The organism is Stenotrophomonas sp. CFBP 13725, assembly GCF_014841935.1.
Classification (GTDB): Bacteria; Pseudomonadota; Gammaproteobacteria; order Xanthomonadales; family Xanthomonadaceae; genus Stenotrophomonas.
In genome coordinates this window covers 138,321-155,005 of sequence record NZ_JACYUV010000008.1, presented here as the reverse complement: position 1 = coordinate 155,005, position 16,685 = coordinate 138,321, and the positions used below count along the sequence as shown (strand labels likewise).

Sequence of the window (16,685 nt, the reverse complement as noted above, 5' to 3'; positions counted from 1 at the left end):
GTCACAGGGCCACATGGCCGCCGCCACTTTCTGTCGGACTTCGAAATGGTCACCAGCCCACACCAGGAATCCGCCGTGCACCAGCCCACCGTGATCGAACGTCCTCTTGTCCAGAACGAGGGCTCGGTCAGGATCAGCCTCTGCAAACCACCGTACGACAGGTACGCGATCCAACCGTTCAAACTGAGCGAAGAGCTCACTTGCTCCCTGGTCCACGTACTTCTTCATCGCGTTCTCGTCCGGGAATCCACCACGCGCAAGGATCGAGGCAGTGACATCCTCAGGTGCACCGCCGTCCTTGGCGATGTAGGCCCGCATCCCGACTGTCCAAGCCGGACAGCCGTTCAACTGGGCCAAGTATCCCGTCGTGCCCCCAGTGCCGGCGAATGAACGTATCCAGTAGTGGAAGCGGGAGTCACTGCGATCGGTGACCATGAAGTCGGTCTTACCGTCTTGACCGACTATCTGAAAAACTTTCGCCTTGGTCGGATTACCTACCTTGCAGTCCAGCTGCTCAAGTACGACCTTCGCCTCCAGCGGCAACGTGCCGTAGGATCCTCCTCGCATGCCGCTGCCCGAAGGCTGTGGAAGTCGCGGAAGTCCTTCGTCTGTCTCAGTTTGTCGAACGAAGCTCAAGGGTGCCGGTGTAGTGTCAGCAACGGCCAAGCAGTTGCTTGCGGCAACACCGATGAGGGACAGGAGGCCCAGCCTTGTACGGTAATAGGTCATTCCTAATGCCCTCCCATCGTAGGCGCGTGGTGCTGATGTATTGACGCGCCAACATCCTGTAACGGCTGAGCCTGCCGCTCCGCCTGCTGCTGTAGCAGCTGAAGGCTGGTGTTTGCCGGCGTTTCGATCACTGCCGCAGCATTTACGCCTACACGAAGCGCTGCCGGATCGGTTGGCGTGCCCTGTACCATAAACAATGTTTCGCCGGCGCTGCGATCACCGACGCCATTACTGCTCACTATCTGATCGACGCGGGTCATTCCTGCCGACTTTGCTTCTAGCAGCAGCCGCAAGCTGGAGTCCTCCGCCCGCTCTGCGTACTGGCCTCCCATCTCCATCAATCGGGTGCTGATCTGCTGCTGCATCGCATGGTCGCGATGCTGTGGATCACGCGGATCATCAGCTTGACGAACTGGATGATCATCCAGTGTACGCGTTGGACTTGGGATAACGGTCGTCAGCACGTACTGCCAGCGTTCCTGGTCAGGTGTTCCTCGAACGACCGCCACAAACGCATCGTACTCGTCGTTTCCAACAGTCTGGCAGCCAGCCGAATATGTGTTGCGTTCACTTCCACGATGGATCTTGAAGGTGTTGTTGAGATCCTGCACACCGTTGATGTCGCGCGCATCGAACCAGCCGTCCCCATTTGTGTCCCGTTCGACGCGATGGGCGCCCTCAGCGACTGCCACCCTCGTCGGGCGCAACGAGAACTCATCCGACTTGCCGGAGCGTGGATGCGTGGTAGCGCGCATCTCTGTCGTTCCCTCTGCCAGCCGACCCAAGTCCTTCACCCTGTCCGCATTGACATCAACCCCCTCGGTCTTGGGGCGCGTGATTACGTCAGCAAAACCCGGGCTGGCAGGAGTCGTCTTGGCGTGGCCGTCGTATTGGGCGGACGGCTCGGTGGCAGTTTCAATGAACTCCCGTACATGCCCCTGCCCCTCTGCGTCCCGCCACAGCACCACGATGCGATCATCGTAGTCGCCTCGACCTCTCTTTACGGTCGTACGGGTTTCCTTCCGCAACCCCAGAATCACCCGATCCTGCGTGTCCATGGCTTCCTGTGCAGCGGCGTTGCCACGTAGAGCCACCATGCTTCCATACACATCATGCTGCTGGGCTTGGGTCAACGCAGAGGTTTCGTCCGCGCCCGGCATCCGCGGCGGTCGCGACGCCACGCGCAACCGTTCCAGCATCTGTACGACGGTCGCCGTATCCGCCGCTACAACGCCTCCCGCTTGCCCCAGCGCCTCAAGCTCCGGCGCCGCACGAACCGCGACATAGCGCTCCAGCGCTTCCTGCACGACGAGCGCCTGCGCGTCCCGCAGTGTCTGCAGCTGCGCGGCGGCCTCCCGTTCACGCTGCGAACGCAGAAGCGCCACTACGTCATCCGCAGCGGCGCTGATGTTGATCTCGGTCATGCGTCAAACCTCCACCCCCCTGAAGCCGGAGCTTCACGCTAGCGACGCGGCGCAGGGGGTGGGTTTGACCAGGGGCACACTCTGGCATGTTGGCGTCAGCGCCCTCTCAGCGGCGAGAGGAAGCCGACGGTGCCTGTCGCGGTCAGCCGTGCGGGCCGCCCATCACCGGCAGCACCACGCCGCTGATATAGCTGGAGCAGCTGGGTGCGGCAAGGAAGACGTACGCGGGCGACAACTCTTCCGGCTGCGCGGCACGGCCCATGTCGCTGTTCTGGCCAAATTCGCCGACATCCGGTGCTTCTTTGTCGGCCGGATTCAATGGGGTCCATACAGGACCCGGTGCAACGCAGTTGACCCGGATGCCACGTGGCAACAGCTGGCTGGCCAGCGCCTTGGTGAACGCGTGGATCGCGCCCTTGGTCGCCGAGTAATCGATCAGCGATTTGCTGCCGAACAAGCCCGTTTCCGAGCCCGAGTTGACGATGCTCGATCCTTCACCCAGATGCGGTAGCACCGCTCGCGCCATCTGGATGTAGCCACCGATATTGGTCTGCAGCGTTTCCTGCAGATGCGCGTCGTCCAGGTCTTCGAGGCGATGGCAGTGCAGCTGGAACGCGGCATTGTTGACCAGGATGTCGATACCACCGAACGCCTTGGCGACCTGCTTCACTGCGCGGTTGCAGAACTTCGGATCGCGCACGTCACCGGCAATGACAATGCAGCGTCCCCCTTCCTGTTCGACATGCTGACGGGTGACGTCGGCATCTTCGTGCTCATCGAGGTGCAGTACGGCTACGTCGGCCCCCTCGCGGGCATACAACACCGCCACTGCTCGGCCGATGCCGGAGTCACCGCCGGTCACGATCGCGCGCAGTCCCTTCAGCTTGCCGCTGCCGACGTAATCCGGGGCGAGGAAGCGTGGCGACAGGGAAAGCTCATGCTCGTTGCCGGGCTTGGCGATGGTCTGGGCGGGCATCTTGGTCGGCTGCTTGCGTGCACCGGCCTGAGTGACTTTCTTCTTGGCAGCCTTCTTGCTGGCGCGAACGTCCTTTGCTTTTTCCTGATCCTGCAGACGGCGCTGACGTGCAGCAACGCGGGCGCCGCGCTCGTCGGTGGCGGCTGTCTTGCGGGTGGCGGTCTTGACTACCCGCTTGCGTGCGGCGGTTTCGGCAGGGGCGGCTGCGGAGGCACGGGTGCCCTTGCGGACCTTCGGGGTGGCTTTCTGGCGGGCGGGAGCTTTCTTCGTGGTGGTGGTCTTGGCGGTTGCCATGAGATCTCCTTTCGACACGGATTTACCAGCACGTGCCGCATGAGAACCGCGAGGCATTGCGCCGCGCTACCGGTGAAGCGACACGTCAGGAACGTGCAACCAGTGTGGACATGCCGACTTCCACTGCCAGTGAATGCAACGTGCCCACCGTGTGCAGGCGTTCATCCTGGCACCACGCGCGACACGGCACGCTAGGCACCTCAACGACACTGGAGCTGCACCGATGATCCGTTATCTGAGCGTGGCCGCGATGGCCGTTTCCCTGGCCGCCTGCAGCAGCACGCCAATGGCCCAGGTCCAGCCCATCGACGGCGTGATCTCCGGCCAGTGCCACCTGGACAAGGTGCAGGGCGCGGTTGGGTTGGCGGCCTCAGCGGCCACCGTAGAACGGGCCCGCGTGGACAGTGACAGCCTGCAGGTGCAGGTGCTGCGGGGCACGCTTGAGCGCAGCGGCCCGACCGCCAGCGGCAGTGCGGATCCGGCGGCCGGTGCGGCGCATCAGGGCGGCGAACGGCTGACCATCGAAACCGGCCGCACCAACAACATCACCGCTATTTACTGCGGCTGAGTTTCTTGCTGACCCTGCGTGCCCTGCGCAGGTAGCGCAGGGTCGCCTGCTCCCACTGACGCGGCCCACGCAACCCGGCCAGCGCAGTCAGCTCACCGCGCTCCCAGCCGTCGAACACGCTGGGGTCGATGTACGCCTTGCGGCACACCGCGGGCGTGTTGCCCAGAAGATCTGCCACTTTGCACACCACCTCGCGTTGTGCGGCGGCCAGCGCCGTCTTGCTGGCCGGCTCCGGCAGCTCCGTTACGGCGAACACGCGGAGGGCTTCGACGGTGCCACCCCAGGTGCGGAAATCCTTGGCGGTGAACTCTTCGCCCATCACCTCACGCAGGTAGTCGTTCACTTCACCGGAGTCCACCGGCTGCACGGTGCCATCGTCGTCGCGATACTGGAACAGCGCCTGGCCGGGCAGCTGCTGGATCCGCCGCACCTGTTTGGCCAGTTGTTTGTCGCCGATCTCCACCTCGTGATGCTGGCCGGATTTGCCACGGAAACGCATCTGTACCCGGCCTCCGGACACCAGCGCCAAGTGACGATTTCGCAGGGTGGTCAGGCCGAAGGATTTGTTCTCCCGCGCATAGGTTTCGTTGCCCACGCGCACCAGCGTATCGGCCAACAGCGCCACGACAATGGCCAGCACTTTCTCCCGCGGGAAGCCGCTGCGCCGCAGATCCTGACCCAGCCGCCGACGCAGTTTCGGCAACGCCTCACCGAAGGCGATGGTGCGATCGAACTTGCCCGCCCCGCGAACCCGCGCCCACTCGGCGTGATAGCGGTATTGCTTGCGGCCCCGGGCATCGCGGCCGGTTGCCTGCAAGTGGCCGTTGGGCCAGCTGCATATCCACACATCGGTATAGGCCGGCGGCACCGCCAGCGAGCGGATGCGGGCCAAGGTCTCCGCGTCGCGCACAGCGTGGCCATCGGCATCGCGGTAGGCGAATCCCTTGCCGGCACGGCGACGCCGGAAGCCGGGCTGGCTGTCATCGACATAGCGCAGGCCGGCGGCACGGGCGGCGGTTTTTTCAGGGGTTGCAGGCGTCTGGCTCATGGCGGGCAGTGTGGCGGGGGCGGGTGCGAGGCGGCGTCAATAACGCAACACGAACACGTCAGCGGCCATCAGCCGGTATGCTCACGCATTCGTCACCCCGTACGCTTCTGGAGTCCGCATGTCGTTCCTGCAGTTCTCTCGCCCCTTCCTGATCCTGCTCCCCGCTACGCTGTTCCTGGCCGCCTGCTCGGCGCCGCCGATGGACGAACAGGACGCCGTTACCGCCCAGGCACAACAAGCCGCCGAAAGCGCGACCGCGCCCACCGATGAAACCGGCAAGGCGACCGAAGCGCCGCCTGTCGGCAACTGTGATGCCACCCAGGTGCAGAGCCTGGTCGGCCAGCCGTTCACCGATGAACTCGGTGGCCAGGCCCAGCAGGATGCGGCGGCGCGTGACCTCCGCGTGCTGCGTCCCGGCGACATGACCACGATGGAATTCGTGGGCGAGCGCCTGAATGTGGAAGTGGACGAAAAGAACGTGGTCACCGGCGTCCGCTGCGGTTGATTTCCTGAGCGCTGGCAAGCACTTGCCAGCGCCTTGGTTGCGCGTGCAACCGTGTGTTGCGGCATTGCACCATCTATGATCTAGTCGAAGTATCCGGTGGCCTCCTGATACACGCTCCAAGGATTGAGCGGGGGCAAGTGTCGCCGCTCACCTGACGACGAGGCAAAGATGGCCCCCCGCAACCGCCAAGGGCTTTACAACCCGCAACATGAGCGCGATGCCTGTGGTTTTGGCATGGTGGCCCAGCTTGATGACCAGCCCTCGCGGCTGCTGGTGGACACCGCGATCGCCGCGCTTTCGCGGATGACCCACCGCGGTGGCGTGGCCGCTGATGGCGTGACCGGTGATGGCTGCGGCTTGCTGCTGCGCCGGCCGCAGGCGTTCCTGAAGGCCATCGCCAGCGAGGCCGGCATCCGTGTCGGCGAGCGTTTCGCGGCCGGCGTGGTGTTCCTGCCACACGACGAAGCCGCTGCTGCAGCGTGCCGCACTGCCCTGGAAGCCGAGCTGGTCAAGGCCGGCACCCAGCCGCGCGGTTGGCGCGTGGTGCCCACCGATGACAGCGTCTGCGGGCAACTGGCACGCGACACCCTGCCGCACATCGAGCAGATCTTCGTCGATGCCGGCGATGCACAGGACAACGCGGCCTTTACCCTGGCACTGTTCCTGGCCCGTCGCCGCAGCGAGCAGACGCTGCGCGAGCACGCCGATTACTACGTCACTACGCTCAGCCCGAATGCCATCAGCTACAAGGGCATGGTGCTGCCGGACAAGCTGTCGCGGTTCTTCCTGGACCTGCAGCGCAGTGACCTGGCCTCCAGCGCCATCGTGTTCCACCAGCGCTTCTCCACCAATACGCTGCCGCGCTGGCCGCTGGCGCATCCGTTCCGCATGCTTGCCCACAACGGTGAAATCAACACCATCGAAGGCAACCGGCGCTGGGCGCAGGCGCGCAGCAAGGTCTGGAAGACGCCGCGCTTCGACATCGGCGAGTTCGATCCGGTGATCTCCATGCACGGCTCGGATTCGCAGAGTTTGGACAACATGCTCGAGCTGATGGTCAGCGCGGGCATGGAGCTGATCCAGGCGCTGCGCATCCTGGTGCCGCCGGCGACCCAGTCGCTGGAGTTCAAGGATCCCGACCTGGCCGCGTTCTACGAATTCCATGGCCTCAACAGCGAACCGTGGGACGGCCCGGCCGGCATCGTGGCCTGCGATGAGCGCTATGCGGTGTGCACCCTGGACCGCAACGGCCTGCGTCCGGCGCGCTGGATGCTGACCTCCGACCGCCACTTCCTGGTGGCGTCCGAGGCGGGCGTGTGGGAAGTGCCCACCGAGCGCGTGGTGCGCAAGGGCAAGCTGGGCCCGGGCGAGATGATGGCCATCGATCTCAAGCGCGGTGACCTGTTGGATTCGGATGCGGTAGACCGCATCAACCGCGGTCGCGCACCGTACAAGCAGTGGCTGCAGCAGGGCGTGACCTACCTGCAGACCGAGCTGATCGACCCTTCGTTGGTGGAGGAGCCGTTCGACGCGCGCACCCTGCGCAGTTATCACAAGCTGTACCAGCTCAGCACCGAAGAGGTGGAGCAGGTGCTGCGGCCGCTGGCCGAAACCGAACAGGAAGCCACCGGCTCGATGGGCGACGACACGCCGATGGCGGTGTTGAGCCAACGCAGCCGCCCGCTGTACGACTATTTCCGCCAGGCGTTCGCGCAGGTCACCAACCCGCCGATCGATCCGCTGCGCGAAGACTGCGCGATGTCCCTGTCCACCCAGTTGGGCAAGGAGACCAACATCTTCCATGCGGGCGCGGAGACCGTTAACCACGTCATCCTCAATTCGCCGGTGCTCAGCCAGCGCAAGCTGCGCCAGCTGCTGAAGATGGAGCAGTACGTCGATGCCAACCGGCTGATCGATCTGTCCTACAGCGAGGAAGAAGGCCTGCGGGCTGGCATCGAGCGCATCTGCGCCGAAGCCGAGCAGGCCGCGCGCGAGGGCATCGTCATGCTGCTGCTGTCCGACCGCTACCCGGTCACGGACCGGCCGATGGTGCATGCCCTGCTCGCTACGAGCGCGGTACACCACCATCTGTGCAACACCGGGCTGCGCTGCGACGTCAACCTGATCCTCGAAACCGGCACCGCACGCGACCCGCATCACATGGCCTGCCTGTTGGGCTTCGGTGCCACTGCGGTATACCCGTACTTGGCCTACCAGACGCTGTTCGACCTCGGCCGTCGCGGCATCCTGAAGCTGAGCAAGGGCGGCGAACAGTCGCAGATTGGTCGGCGTTACCGCAAGGGCGTGTACAAGGGCCTGTCGAAGATCATTTCCAAGATGGGCATCTGCACGGTGGCCAGTTACCGGGGCGCGCAGTTGTTCGAGATCGTCGGGCTGGAGCCGGACGTGGTGGACCTGTGCTTCCCGGAAACGCCGTCGCGCGTGGGCGGTGTCAGCTTCGCGCGGCTGGATGCAGAAGCCCGCGAGCTGACCGTGCAGGCCTGGGATGACCAGGTGCAGCCGGACGTCGGCGGCCTGCTGAAATACGTGCACGGCGGCGAGTACCACATGTACAACCCGGACGTGGTCATGAGCCTGCAGCGCGCGTCGCGCTCGGGCGATCCGGCGCACTGGCAGGCGTACTGCGATGCGGTGCACGCCCGTCCGCCATCGGCACTGCGCGATCTGCTGCAACTGGTGCCTGCGACGACACCGACGCCGCTGGACGAGGTGGCGCCGGCCAGCGAGCTGTTCCCGCGCTTCGATACGGCCGCGATCAGCCTGGGCGCGTTGTCGCCAGAAGCGCACGAAGCGCTGGCGATCGCGATGAACCGTCTGGGTGGACGCAGCAACTCCGGCGAAGGCGGCGAAGATCCGGCCCGCTACGGCACGGAGAAGCGCTCCAAGATCAAGCAGGTGGCGTCCGGACGCTTCGGCGTCACCGCCGAGTACCTGGTCAACGCCGAAGTGCTGCAGATCAAGGTGGCCCAGGGGGCAAAGCCGGGCGAAGGCGGACAGCTGCCCGGCCACAAGGTCAACGAACTGATCGCACGGCTGCGCTATGCCAAGCCGGGCATCGGCCTGATCTCACCGCCGCCCCACCACGACATCTATTCCATCGAAGACCTGGCCCAGCTGATCTACGACCTCAAGCAGGTCAATCCGACCGCGTTGGTGTCGGTGAAGCTGGTCAGCCATGCAGGTGTGGGCACGATTGCCGCCGGTGTGGTCAAGGCGGGCGCGGACCTGATCACCATTTCCGGCCACGACGGCGGCACCGGTGCATCGCCGGTCAGTTCCATCCGGTATGCCGGCGTGCCGTGGGAACTGGGCGTGGCCGAAGCGCATCAGGCGCTGGTCGGCAACGATCTGCGCGCCCGCACCATCCTGCAGACCGATGGCGGACTGAAGACCGGACTGGACGTGGTCAAGGCCGCGATCCTCGGCGCGGACAGCTTCGGCTTCGGCACCGGCCCGATGATCGTGCTGGGCTGCAAGTACCTGCGCATCTGCCATCTGAACAACTGCGCCACCGGCGTGGCCACGCAGGACGAGCGCCTGCGCGAGCAGTATTTCACCGGCCAACCCGAACGCGTGGAAAACTTCTTCAAGCTGCTGGCGGAAGAAGTACGCGGCTGGCTGTCCTACCTGGGCGTGCGTTCGCTGCAGGAGATCGTGGGCCGCACCGAACTGCTGCGCCAGATCGATACCGCACCGCGCGAAGGCGTGCGCGTGGATCTGTCGCGCCTGCTGGTGGATGCCAGTTACGAGGGCAGCCACTGCGCGGCGCAGCGCCTGTACGAATCGCCGGACAGCCTGGCCACGCAGATGGATGGCCTGTTGGCCGATGCCATCGCCCACAAGCGCGGCGGCGACCACCGCTTCCTGATCCACAATACCGACCGCAGCATCGGCACCCGCCTGTCGGGCACCATTGCCCGCGCACATGGCAACCAGGGCATGGCCGACGCCCCGCTGGAGCTGCGCTTCCGCGGCACCGCCGGGCAGAGCTTCGGTGCCTTCAATGTGGGTGGCCTGCACCTTGAAGTGGAAGGCGAAGCCAACGATTACGTCGGCAAGGGCATGGCCGGCGGCCGGCTGGTGGTGCGTCCGCCGCGTGGCGCGCGCTTCGAAGCACGCAGCACGGCGATCATCGGCAACACCTGCCTGTATGGCGCGACCGGCGGCGAACTCTTCGCCGCAGGGCGTGCAGGCGAACGGTTCGCGGTCCGTAATTCGGGTGCACTGGCGGTGATCGAAGGCGCCGGTGACCACTGCTGCGAATACATGACCGACGGCGTGGTGCTGGTGCTGGGCAAGGTGGGCCTGAACTTCGGCGCCGGCTTTACCGGTGGCCTGGCCTACGTGCTCGACGTGGACCGTGATTTCGTCGACCGCTACAACCACGAGCTGATCGACATCCACCGCGTGTCGGCGGAGGGCTTCGAGAATTATCGTCAGCACCTGCATCGCCTGATCAGCCGTCATCGCGAGCTGACCGGCAGCATCTGGGCGCAGCAGATCATGGACGAGTTCCGCGATTACATCGGCAAGTTCTGGCTGGTGAAGCCCAAGGCCGCGAGTATTGAATCGCTGACCGAAACCCTGCGTCGCGCCGCATGACCGCGCCCTTTCCACTGGTGCTGCCGGTCATTGACCCGCCGCACCTCCACGCCGACAGGCAGAGCACGCCATGAGCCGCAAGCACGCATTCCAGTTCCTCGACCTGCCCCGGACGATGCCGCAGCGCATCCCGGTCGAACTGCGCACCTCCGGCGACTGGGGTGAGTTGTACGGCAAGTTCGGCAAGGAAGAAGCCCAGTTCCAGGCCGGCCGCTGCCTGGACTGCGGCAATCCGTACTGCAGCTGGAAGTGCCCGGTACACAACGCCATTCCGCAGTGGCTGCAGCTGGTGCAGGAAAACCGCATCGAGGAAGCCGCCACGCTGTGCCACAGCACCAATCCCTTGCCGGAAGTGTGTGGCCGCGTGTGCCCGCAGGACCGGTTGTGCGAGGGCAGCTGCACGCTGGAAGAATTCGGTGCGGTGACCATCGGCGCGGTCGAAAAATACATTGTCGATACCGCGCTGGCCCGCGGCTGGCGCCCTGACCTGAGTGCAGTGGAGCCGACCGGCCGCACGGTGGCGGTGATCGGTGCCGGCCCGGCCGGGCTGGCCTGCGCGGATCGGCTGGCGCGCGCCGGCATCACGGCCGTGGTGTACGACCGCTACGAACAGATCGGTGGCCTGCTGCAGTTCGGCATTCCCAGTTTCAAGCTGGACAAGGACGTGATCCGCAAGCGCCGCGAGGTGCTGGAAGGCATGGGCGTGCAGTTCCGCCTGGGCGTGGAGATCGGCCGCGACGTCAGCGTGGACGACCTGCTGCAGCGGCACGACGCGGTGTTCCTGGGCACCGGCGCGTACCGGTATACCGATGGCGGGCTGGATGGGCAGGATCTGAAGGGCGTGCTGCCGGCCCTGCCGTTCCTGGTGCAGAACGCCCGCATCGTCAGCGGTGACAATCCCCAAGGGCGGCCGATCGCCGGCTGGGAAGATCAGATCGCGGTACCGGATCTCAACGGAAAGCGCGTCGTGGTGCTGGGTGGCGGCGATACCGGAATGGACTGCGTGCGCAGTGCGATCCGGCTGGGCGCAGCGAAGGTGACCTGTGCCTACCGCCGCGATGAAGCCAATATGCCCGGCTCGGCGCGCGAGGTCGCCAATGCCCGCGAAGAGGGGGTGCGCTTCCTGTTCAACCGCCAGCCGCTGTCCATTGAAGCCGGCGCGGACGATGAGGCCATCGGCGTGACCGTGGTGGAAACCCGGCTGGCCGAGCCGGATGCCAACGGCCGTCAGGCGGCGGTCGCGATCGAGGGCAGCGAATCGCTGCTGGAAGCGGACATCGTGATCATCGCGTTCGGCTTCTCGCCCAGTGCACCGGACTGGTTGTCCGCGCAGGGCGTGGAAGCGGCCAGCAATGGCCGGCTGCAGGTCGGCGGCAAAGACCGCCTGCCCTTCCAGACCGCTCATCCGCGGCTGTTCGCCGGCGGAGACGCCGTGCGCGGCGCCGACCTGGTAGTGACCGCTGTCGCCGAGGGACGCGACGCCGCCGCCAGCATCGTGCGCCTGCTGGCCAGCTGAGCGCTGGCCAGCGCTAGGGTGTGAGGCGTTGCAGCTGCGCGATGCACGCGCGCAGGTGGATCGCCACCACCACGCGTTGGGCCTCCTCGATGGGCGCGTCGCGTTCGCTGAGCTCGCGCAGTTCGGCGGACAACATCGTCATGCCGACGCTGCCCACGCCGCCCGACATGCGGTGCAACCGTTGCGCGGCGGCCTGCATCGATTCCTGCTGCCATTCGCGCTGCAGCGCCAACAGGTCGTCTTCCAGGCTGCTCCGCAGCGTCTGCGCCAGCGCGCGGGCGACCTCCTCGCTGCCAAAGCGGCTTGCCAGGACCGACAGCGTCGGCACGTCGGCGCGGGCGCGTGCCGCCGCCGCATCCACCACCCCGGGCGCTACCAGCAGCGCGGGTGCGACCATCGCGATCGCTGCCTGCAGTGTTGCCCTGCTTATCGGCTTGGCCAGCAGGTAGTCCACGGGCAGGTCGCGCAGGCCATCGGTATCGGCGCTCATGCCGATGATCGGGGTGCGTGACAGCCCCAGCTGCGCTTCCCGCAGGCGAACCTGCCGCACCAGGCCTTGTCCATCCAGGCCGGGCATGCGCTCATCGGTGAACAGCAGCGCTGGCCGCGTGACCTGCCAGCGCTCCAGTGCAGCGACGCCATCGGCGACCACCTCCACGTCCAGCTCCATGCCACGCAGCCACCACTGCATCAACACCTGTTGAGTGGGATCGTCTTCGGCGACCAGCACACAGTGTGGTGCCGCCGGTTGGACAACGGCGCCTGTCGGTCCAGTGCGCAGCGCGGGTGCGTCGGAGCGCACGGGGCTACTGCGCGGAAGCTCCAGTTCGACCGCCACCACGGTGCCTTTTCCAGGCACGCTGTGCAGGCGCAGGCTGCCCCCCATCCGCTGCGCGAGTTGCCTGCAGATGCCCAGGCCGAGTCCGGTGCCGCCGTACAGCCGCGTAGTGGACGAGGTCGCCTGTGCGAAGGGCTCGAACACGGAAGCCTGACGTTCGGGTGCGATCCCCACACCGCTGTCAGCGACCTCGACGCGCACGCGTTGTGACGCGCCGATGTCGCCCACCCACTGCACGCGGAGCGTTACCTCGCCCTGCGCAGTGAACTTGATGGCATTGCCGACCAGGTTGAACAGGATCTGCCGCAGCCGCGTGCCGTCCACCTCCAGCCAGTCGGCTACCTCGCTGTCCACCCGCTGATGGAACATCAGGCCCTTGGACAGCGCCACAGGGCGCAACAGGGTCTCCACGCCGATCAGCAATTGCCTGAGGTCCACTGGCGCTGCGTGCAGCATCATCTCCGCCGCATCGCCCGCAGACAGCGCGCGCACGTCGTCGAGTATCCGCGACAGCATCGTCGAGGCATCCTGCAGCGAGGCGAGTGCGGCACGCTGCTGTCCATCGAGAGGCCCATCATCCAGCACCGCCAATCGCTGCTGCAGGGCATGGGTCGGCTCGTCCATCCCGCTGCCCAGCGCAGCAGCAAGGCGGGTGCGATCGTCCGCATCGGCGGCGGCATGCGCCTGCGCGCGTTCAATGGCGCGTTCGCGCATCTGCTCGTCGGACACGTCCAGCCAATAGCCGGCCAATGCTGCTCGCCGTTCTGCTGCAGGGTCGGCCATGCGTGCATGGCAATGCAGCGCATGCCCCGCACACCGTGGGCGCTGAAGCGGAACGACACGGGTTGGATGCGCCGTGCGCCGCGTTCCAGGGTCGCCAGCACACGACGACGGTCTCGACCGCGCAGCGCAGCAAGCGCCCGCGAAGGATCTGCCTGCAGTTCGCCCGTCGATGCACTGAACAGCTGCGGTACGTCGCCCACCACCAGATCCATGCAGATCCGCCCATCACGCTGCCGTCGTGCGTGGAACACCACGACCGGCAGGTTGTCCGATATCTCATCGATACGGCGTCGCAGCCGACTGCGCCGCCGACTCTCGCGCCGGAGTTTCCAGTAGCCGTTGGCGTGCACCAGGCCGATCGCCAGTACCGCCAGCGCCAGTCCGAGCAGCGCAAGCGGCCGCTTCATCCCCTCGGCATCCACCCGCAGCGAGGGCACTGGCGTCCGTGCGGCACGCCCAATGGCCGGCGCCAAGGCGGGCCACTGTTGGTCGAAGGCCATCAACCATCGCGCACAGCGCGGTTGCACGGCGAGCACCAGGATGTCATCGAAGCCGGCGGGGGCGCCCACCACCAGCCCGACCGCCCGCGTGGCCCGGCGCGCGTGTTCGATGACAAGGGCGTTGCCCACGGCTGCATCCACCTGGCCTGACAGGAGCAGCGCGAGCGCCTGCCGTGCATCGGTACTGCGCTGTACGTGCGCATCAGGGGGGGGCCATCCGTGCGGCAGATCATCGATGACGGCGATGCGCCGTCCCTGCAGGTCATTGGCATCAAGCGCACTGATGCCCTGTCGGCGCGTGACGATGACATTGGGAACACGCAGATAGCCGCCGGAGTGCAGCCAGTGCGCAGGAAGATCACGGACGGGCAGGCCGATGGCGGCGTCCAGTTCGTCCTGCGCGATACGGCGACGCAGTTCATCGGTGGGCAGCGCCTGCACCTTGAACGAGGCCTGGGGCAGCAACGCCAGCAGCAGCGGCAGCACACCACCGGGGTTACGCGCCGAGCCCGATGACAGCGGTGCGCGGTCGTTGGGAAAGCCGAGGCGGATGACAGGCCGTTCGTCGTCGGCGCCCAGGCGCATGCCACACCCGGCGCTGGCGGCCGCATCGGTTTCCGGCGTGGCCGCGCGCGCCGGTGCAGCCGCGAGCGATGCGGCCAGCAGCATGGCCAGTCCAGACACGTACCCGGTGATGCCCCTGCTCCCCACCCCGATGTTCTCCCTGTCCGCGATCCATGACCTGCCGACGCTAGCAGCCTGCGCGTAGCGGGCCATCAGGATTGCTGCATAAGCGGCTCGGCGCGACGCCATCAACGGCATACACTTCGCCGACGCCACAGGAGAATGACCGTATGCGACTTGGCCTTGCAGCCAACCGGCTTCATCACCATGACGGCAACGCCGCACTTTTCCGCTGGCTGCGCGCCTGCCACGCCGGCATCGCCGAGCTGGAGGTGTCGCTGCATGCGGTGGGGCGCACCTTCGACGCGATCCAGCACTACGGTCCGCTGCAGGCTACCACGCAGCTCACGCGCTACCCCAACGGACGCGAGGGCGGCTTGATGAAGCTGGTGGCCGAAGTGGTCGGCATGGGGCCGGAACGCACGCTGGACGGCGCCATCTACCTGATCGACCCGGTCGACCCGTCATCGATCTTCCCCGAGGCCATCGCGCTCAAGCGGCAATGCGTCATCCACGGCAAACCCTTCCTCTCCACCGTTGCCAGCGCCCGCGACTGGGTGGAAGTGGAACGCGTGCATGCGGGATGGGCGGCCGATCCGGGTGCCGATGACCTGCATGCGTTCGGCCACCAGACGCTGGCCCTGATCGCCCACGACGCGATGAAGCCGGCGATGCTGGCATTCGCCGCCGAGCACTTCGACGTGTTGTCCCGTTTCGCCTCGCGCATCGGCACGGGAACCACCGGCCAGCGACTCAACGAACTGGCGTGGAGCCGCGGCTGGCCCCTCGACCAACCGTGGGTGACGCGCTACCAGAGCGGCCCACTGGGCGGCGACGCACAGATTGCCGACCAGGTGCTGGAAGGCCATTGCCAACGCGCGATCTTCTTCGAAGACCCCCACGTCGCGCGCCAGCACGAAGCGGACATCCAGCTGCTGGAACGCGCCGTCACGACCGTCACCGATCGCGCCGTGTGCATCACCGCCCCCGCGGTCGCCACACGCTGGGCGATCGCCGCCGCACAGCGGCGGTGACCCGGACCGGTGACGCCGTCGCCGCTGCGCTCGCCGAGCATGGCTCGGCGCTACCAAGTGCATAACGCACGAATTCCCAAGGTGCGTGCCTCGCAGCAATCCCCGCGGTAGCGCCGAGCCATGCTCGGCGAGCGCAGCGGCGACGACCTCACGAACTAACTGGGGGAGAGCCCCCTTGTTGTTCAAGGGGGCGCGCCGAAGGCGCGGGGATAAGGTGACATGCGTGGGCAACTGCTTTGACGCCGCTTCACCGCNGACTGGAGGAGAGCCCCCTTGTTGTTCAAGGGGGCGCGCCGAAGGCGCGGGGATAAGGTGACATGCGTGGGCAACTGCTTTGACGCCGCTTCACCGCGTCAAAGCAGTTGCCGCAGCATCGCCTTCAGCCGCCGTCCTTCGTCATGGAAATAGTCGCGCTGCTCCCGCCATGCCGGAAAACGCTGCTCCACTTCATGCCAGAACGCCGCGGAGTGATTCGCCTGCAGCAGATGGCAGAGCTCATGCACCAGCACATACTCGAAGGCAGCAGGGCGCCCCAGCACCAATGCGAGATCCAGCGCCATGCTGCCATCCGGTGCCAGCGACCCCCACTGCGAGGACATCACCTTCAACCGGATCCGCGTGGGTGCGCGCGGTAGTCCAGGCAGGTAACGCGGCAGCCATTGGCCCACGTCGGCCCGTGTCTGTGCCTCGTAGAACTCACGCAGCACGCGACGCAGCGTGGCCGGCGTGGCGCGCACCGGCCAATGCACGCATGCGCCCTCTGCATCGATCTCCAGCTTGGCGTAGCGCGCCTCCTGCCAACGCAACGGCAACAGCTCGCCGCGCAGGGGCAACAGGCCGGGCTGGCCCGGAACCAGCGCAGGCGGCATGCGATCGGATTGAAAATGCAGCAGCTGCTTCGCCAACCAGCCCCGGTGCTCTTCCAGGAAACGGTCTCCGGTCTGCAGACTGGCACGCAAGGGCAGGGTCAGCCGTGCGCCACGCTCGTCCACGCTCAGCTTGATGCGGCGCGCGCGCGGGTCGCGCACGCGCAGGATGTCGATCTCCGCGTCCCCGATGCGCAGGCGCACGGTGTCCCGCTGCACCGAAGCGGTGGGCGCGGGAGACAACAGGCGGCGCAGCAACGGGCTCATGGAGCCAGCATACGCCGCACGGCGTCAGCG

At 66.3% G+C, this 16,685-nt stretch carries 12 protein-coding genes; 5 read left to right on the top strand and 7 right to left on the bottom strand.

The window, feature by feature from the left end; all coding sequences use genetic code 11:
* From IFT65_RS14395 to IFT65_RS14385, 3 genes are all read right to left on the bottom strand, one after another.
* The coding region (locus IFT65_RS14395) for a hypothetical protein (RefSeq protein WP_192081997.1) at positions 1-729 on the bottom strand (729 nt) is incomplete at its 3' end.
* Between the two features lie 2 nt (positions 730-731).
* A complete protein-coding gene (locus tag IFT65_RS14390; RefSeq protein WP_192081996.1) occupies positions 732-2,153 on the bottom strand; it encodes an XVIPCD domain-containing protein in 1,422 nt (473 codons plus the stop codon).
* A gap of 142 nt (positions 2,154-2,295) precedes the next feature.
* Entirely contained in the window at positions 2,296-3,423 is a 1,128-nt protein-coding gene (locus tag IFT65_RS14385; protein WP_192081995.1) for an SDR family oxidoreductase, read from the bottom strand.
* Between the two features lie 223 nt (positions 3,424-3,646).
* Between IFT65_RS14385 and IFT65_RS14380 the strand changes: the two genes are divergently transcribed.
* Complete coding sequence (locus IFT65_RS14380) at positions 3,647-3,991, top strand: hypothetical protein (protein ID WP_192081994.1); 345 nt, start codon at positions 3,647-3,649, stop codon at positions 3,989-3,991.
* Here the strand turns inward: IFT65_RS14380 and IFT65_RS14375 are convergent.
* Positions 3,975-5,039, bottom strand: coding sequence for a DNA topoisomerase IB (locus IFT65_RS14375; RefSeq protein WP_192081993.1), 1,065 nt, complete (start codon positions 5,037-5,039; stop codon positions 3,975-3,977). The two genes, IFT65_RS14380 and IFT65_RS14375, sit on opposite strands and share 17 nt — an antisense overlap.
* Before the next feature lie 118 nt (positions 5,040-5,157).
* Between IFT65_RS14375 and IFT65_RS14370 the strand changes: the two genes are divergently transcribed.
* From IFT65_RS14370 to IFT65_RS14360, 3 genes are all read left to right on the top strand, one after another.
* Positions 5,158-5,544 (top strand): I78 family peptidase inhibitor, encoded by a 387-nt coding sequence (locus IFT65_RS14370; protein ID WP_188325616.1) that lies wholly within the window; start codon positions 5,158-5,160, stop codon positions 5,542-5,544.
* Positions 5,545-5,712: 168 nt separating this feature from the next.
* Positions 5,713-10,167: a glutamate synthase large subunit gene (gltB, locus tag IFT65_RS14365; RefSeq protein WP_192081992.1), complete on the top strand. Its 4,455-nt coding sequence runs from the start codon at positions 5,713-5,715 to the stop codon at positions 10,165-10,167.
* Between the two features lie 70 nt (positions 10,168-10,237).
* Positions 10,238-11,683, top strand: coding sequence for an FAD-dependent oxidoreductase (locus tag IFT65_RS14360; protein WP_192081991.1), 1,446 nt, complete (start codon positions 10,238-10,240; stop codon positions 11,681-11,683).
* Positions 11,684-11,696: 13 nt separating this feature from the next.
* Here the strand turns inward: IFT65_RS14360 and IFT65_RS14355 are convergent, their stop codons facing one another.
* Both IFT65_RS14355 and IFT65_RS18745 read right to left on the bottom strand, forming a co-directional pair.
* Positions 11,697-12,890, bottom strand: coding sequence for an ATP-binding protein (locus IFT65_RS14355; protein WP_249405176.1), 1,194 nt, complete (start codon positions 12,888-12,890; stop codon positions 11,697-11,699).
* Positions 12,891-12,976: 86 nt separating this feature from the next.
* Positions 12,977-14,473 carry a transporter substrate-binding domain-containing protein gene (locus tag IFT65_RS18745; protein ID WP_249405173.1) on the bottom strand — a complete coding sequence of 499 codons (1,497 nt, stop codon included), beginning with the start codon at positions 14,471-14,473 and terminating at the stop codon, positions 12,977-12,979.
* A 185-nt stretch (positions 14,474-14,658) separates the two neighbouring features.
* Between IFT65_RS18745 and IFT65_RS14350 the strand changes: the two genes are divergently transcribed.
* On the top strand, positions 14,659-15,522 hold the full coding sequence (locus tag IFT65_RS14350) for a methylglyoxal synthase (protein WP_192081989.1): 864 nt from the start codon (positions 14,659-14,661) through the stop codon (positions 15,520-15,522).
* 353 nt (positions 15,523-15,875) lie between these two features.
* Here the strand turns inward: IFT65_RS14350 and IFT65_RS14345 are convergent, their stop codons facing one another.
* Entirely contained in the window at positions 15,876-16,655 is a 780-nt protein-coding gene (locus tag IFT65_RS14345) for a SprT family zinc-dependent metalloprotease (protein ID WP_188325611.1), read from the bottom strand.
* Positions 16,656-16,685: the final 30 nt, after the last annotated feature.

What these genes read in the sequence shown, in the direction of transcription:
- IFT65_RS14390 (WP_192081996.1), bottom strand. Translation starts at nt 2,153, where the DNA reads ATGACCGAGATCAACATCAGCGCCGCTGCGGATGACGTAGTGGCGCTT.
- IFT65_RS14385 (WP_192081995.1), bottom strand. Translation starts at nt 3,423, where the DNA reads ATGGCAACCGCCAAGACCACCACCACGAAGAAAGCTCCCGCCCGCCAG.
- IFT65_RS14380 (WP_192081994.1), top strand. Translation starts at nt 3,647, where the DNA reads ATGATCCGTTATCTGAGCGTGGCCGCGATGGCCGTTTCCCTGGCCGCC.
- IFT65_RS14375 (WP_192081993.1), bottom strand. Translation starts at nt 5,039, where the DNA reads ATGAGCCAGACGCCTGCAACCCCTGAAAAAACCGCCGCCCGTGCCGCC.
- IFT65_RS14370 (WP_188325616.1), top strand. Translation starts at nt 5,158, where the DNA reads ATGTCGTTCCTGCAGTTCTCTCGCCCCTTCCTGATCCTGCTCCCCGCT.
- gltB (WP_192081992.1), top strand. Translation starts at nt 5,713, where the DNA reads ATGGCCCCCCGCAACCGCCAAGGGCTTTACAACCCGCAACATGAGCGC.
- IFT65_RS14360 (WP_192081991.1), top strand. Translation starts at nt 10,238, where the DNA reads ATGAGCCGCAAGCACGCATTCCAGTTCCTCGACCTGCCCCGGACGATG.
- IFT65_RS14355 (WP_249405176.1), bottom strand. Translation starts at nt 12,890, where the DNA reads ATGTTCCATCAGCGGGTGGACAGCGAGGTAGCCGACTGGCTGGAGGTG.
- IFT65_RS18745 (WP_249405173.1), bottom strand. Translation starts at nt 14,473, where the DNA reads ATGCTGCTGGCCGCATCGCTCGCGGCTGCACCGGCGCGCGCGGCCACG.
- IFT65_RS14350 (WP_192081989.1), top strand. Translation starts at nt 14,659, where the DNA reads ATGCGACTTGGCCTTGCAGCCAACCGGCTTCATCACCATGACGGCAAC.
- IFT65_RS14345 (WP_188325611.1), bottom strand. Translation starts at nt 16,655, where the DNA reads ATGAGCCCGTTGCTGCGCCGCCTGTTGTCTCCCGCGCCCACCGCTTCG.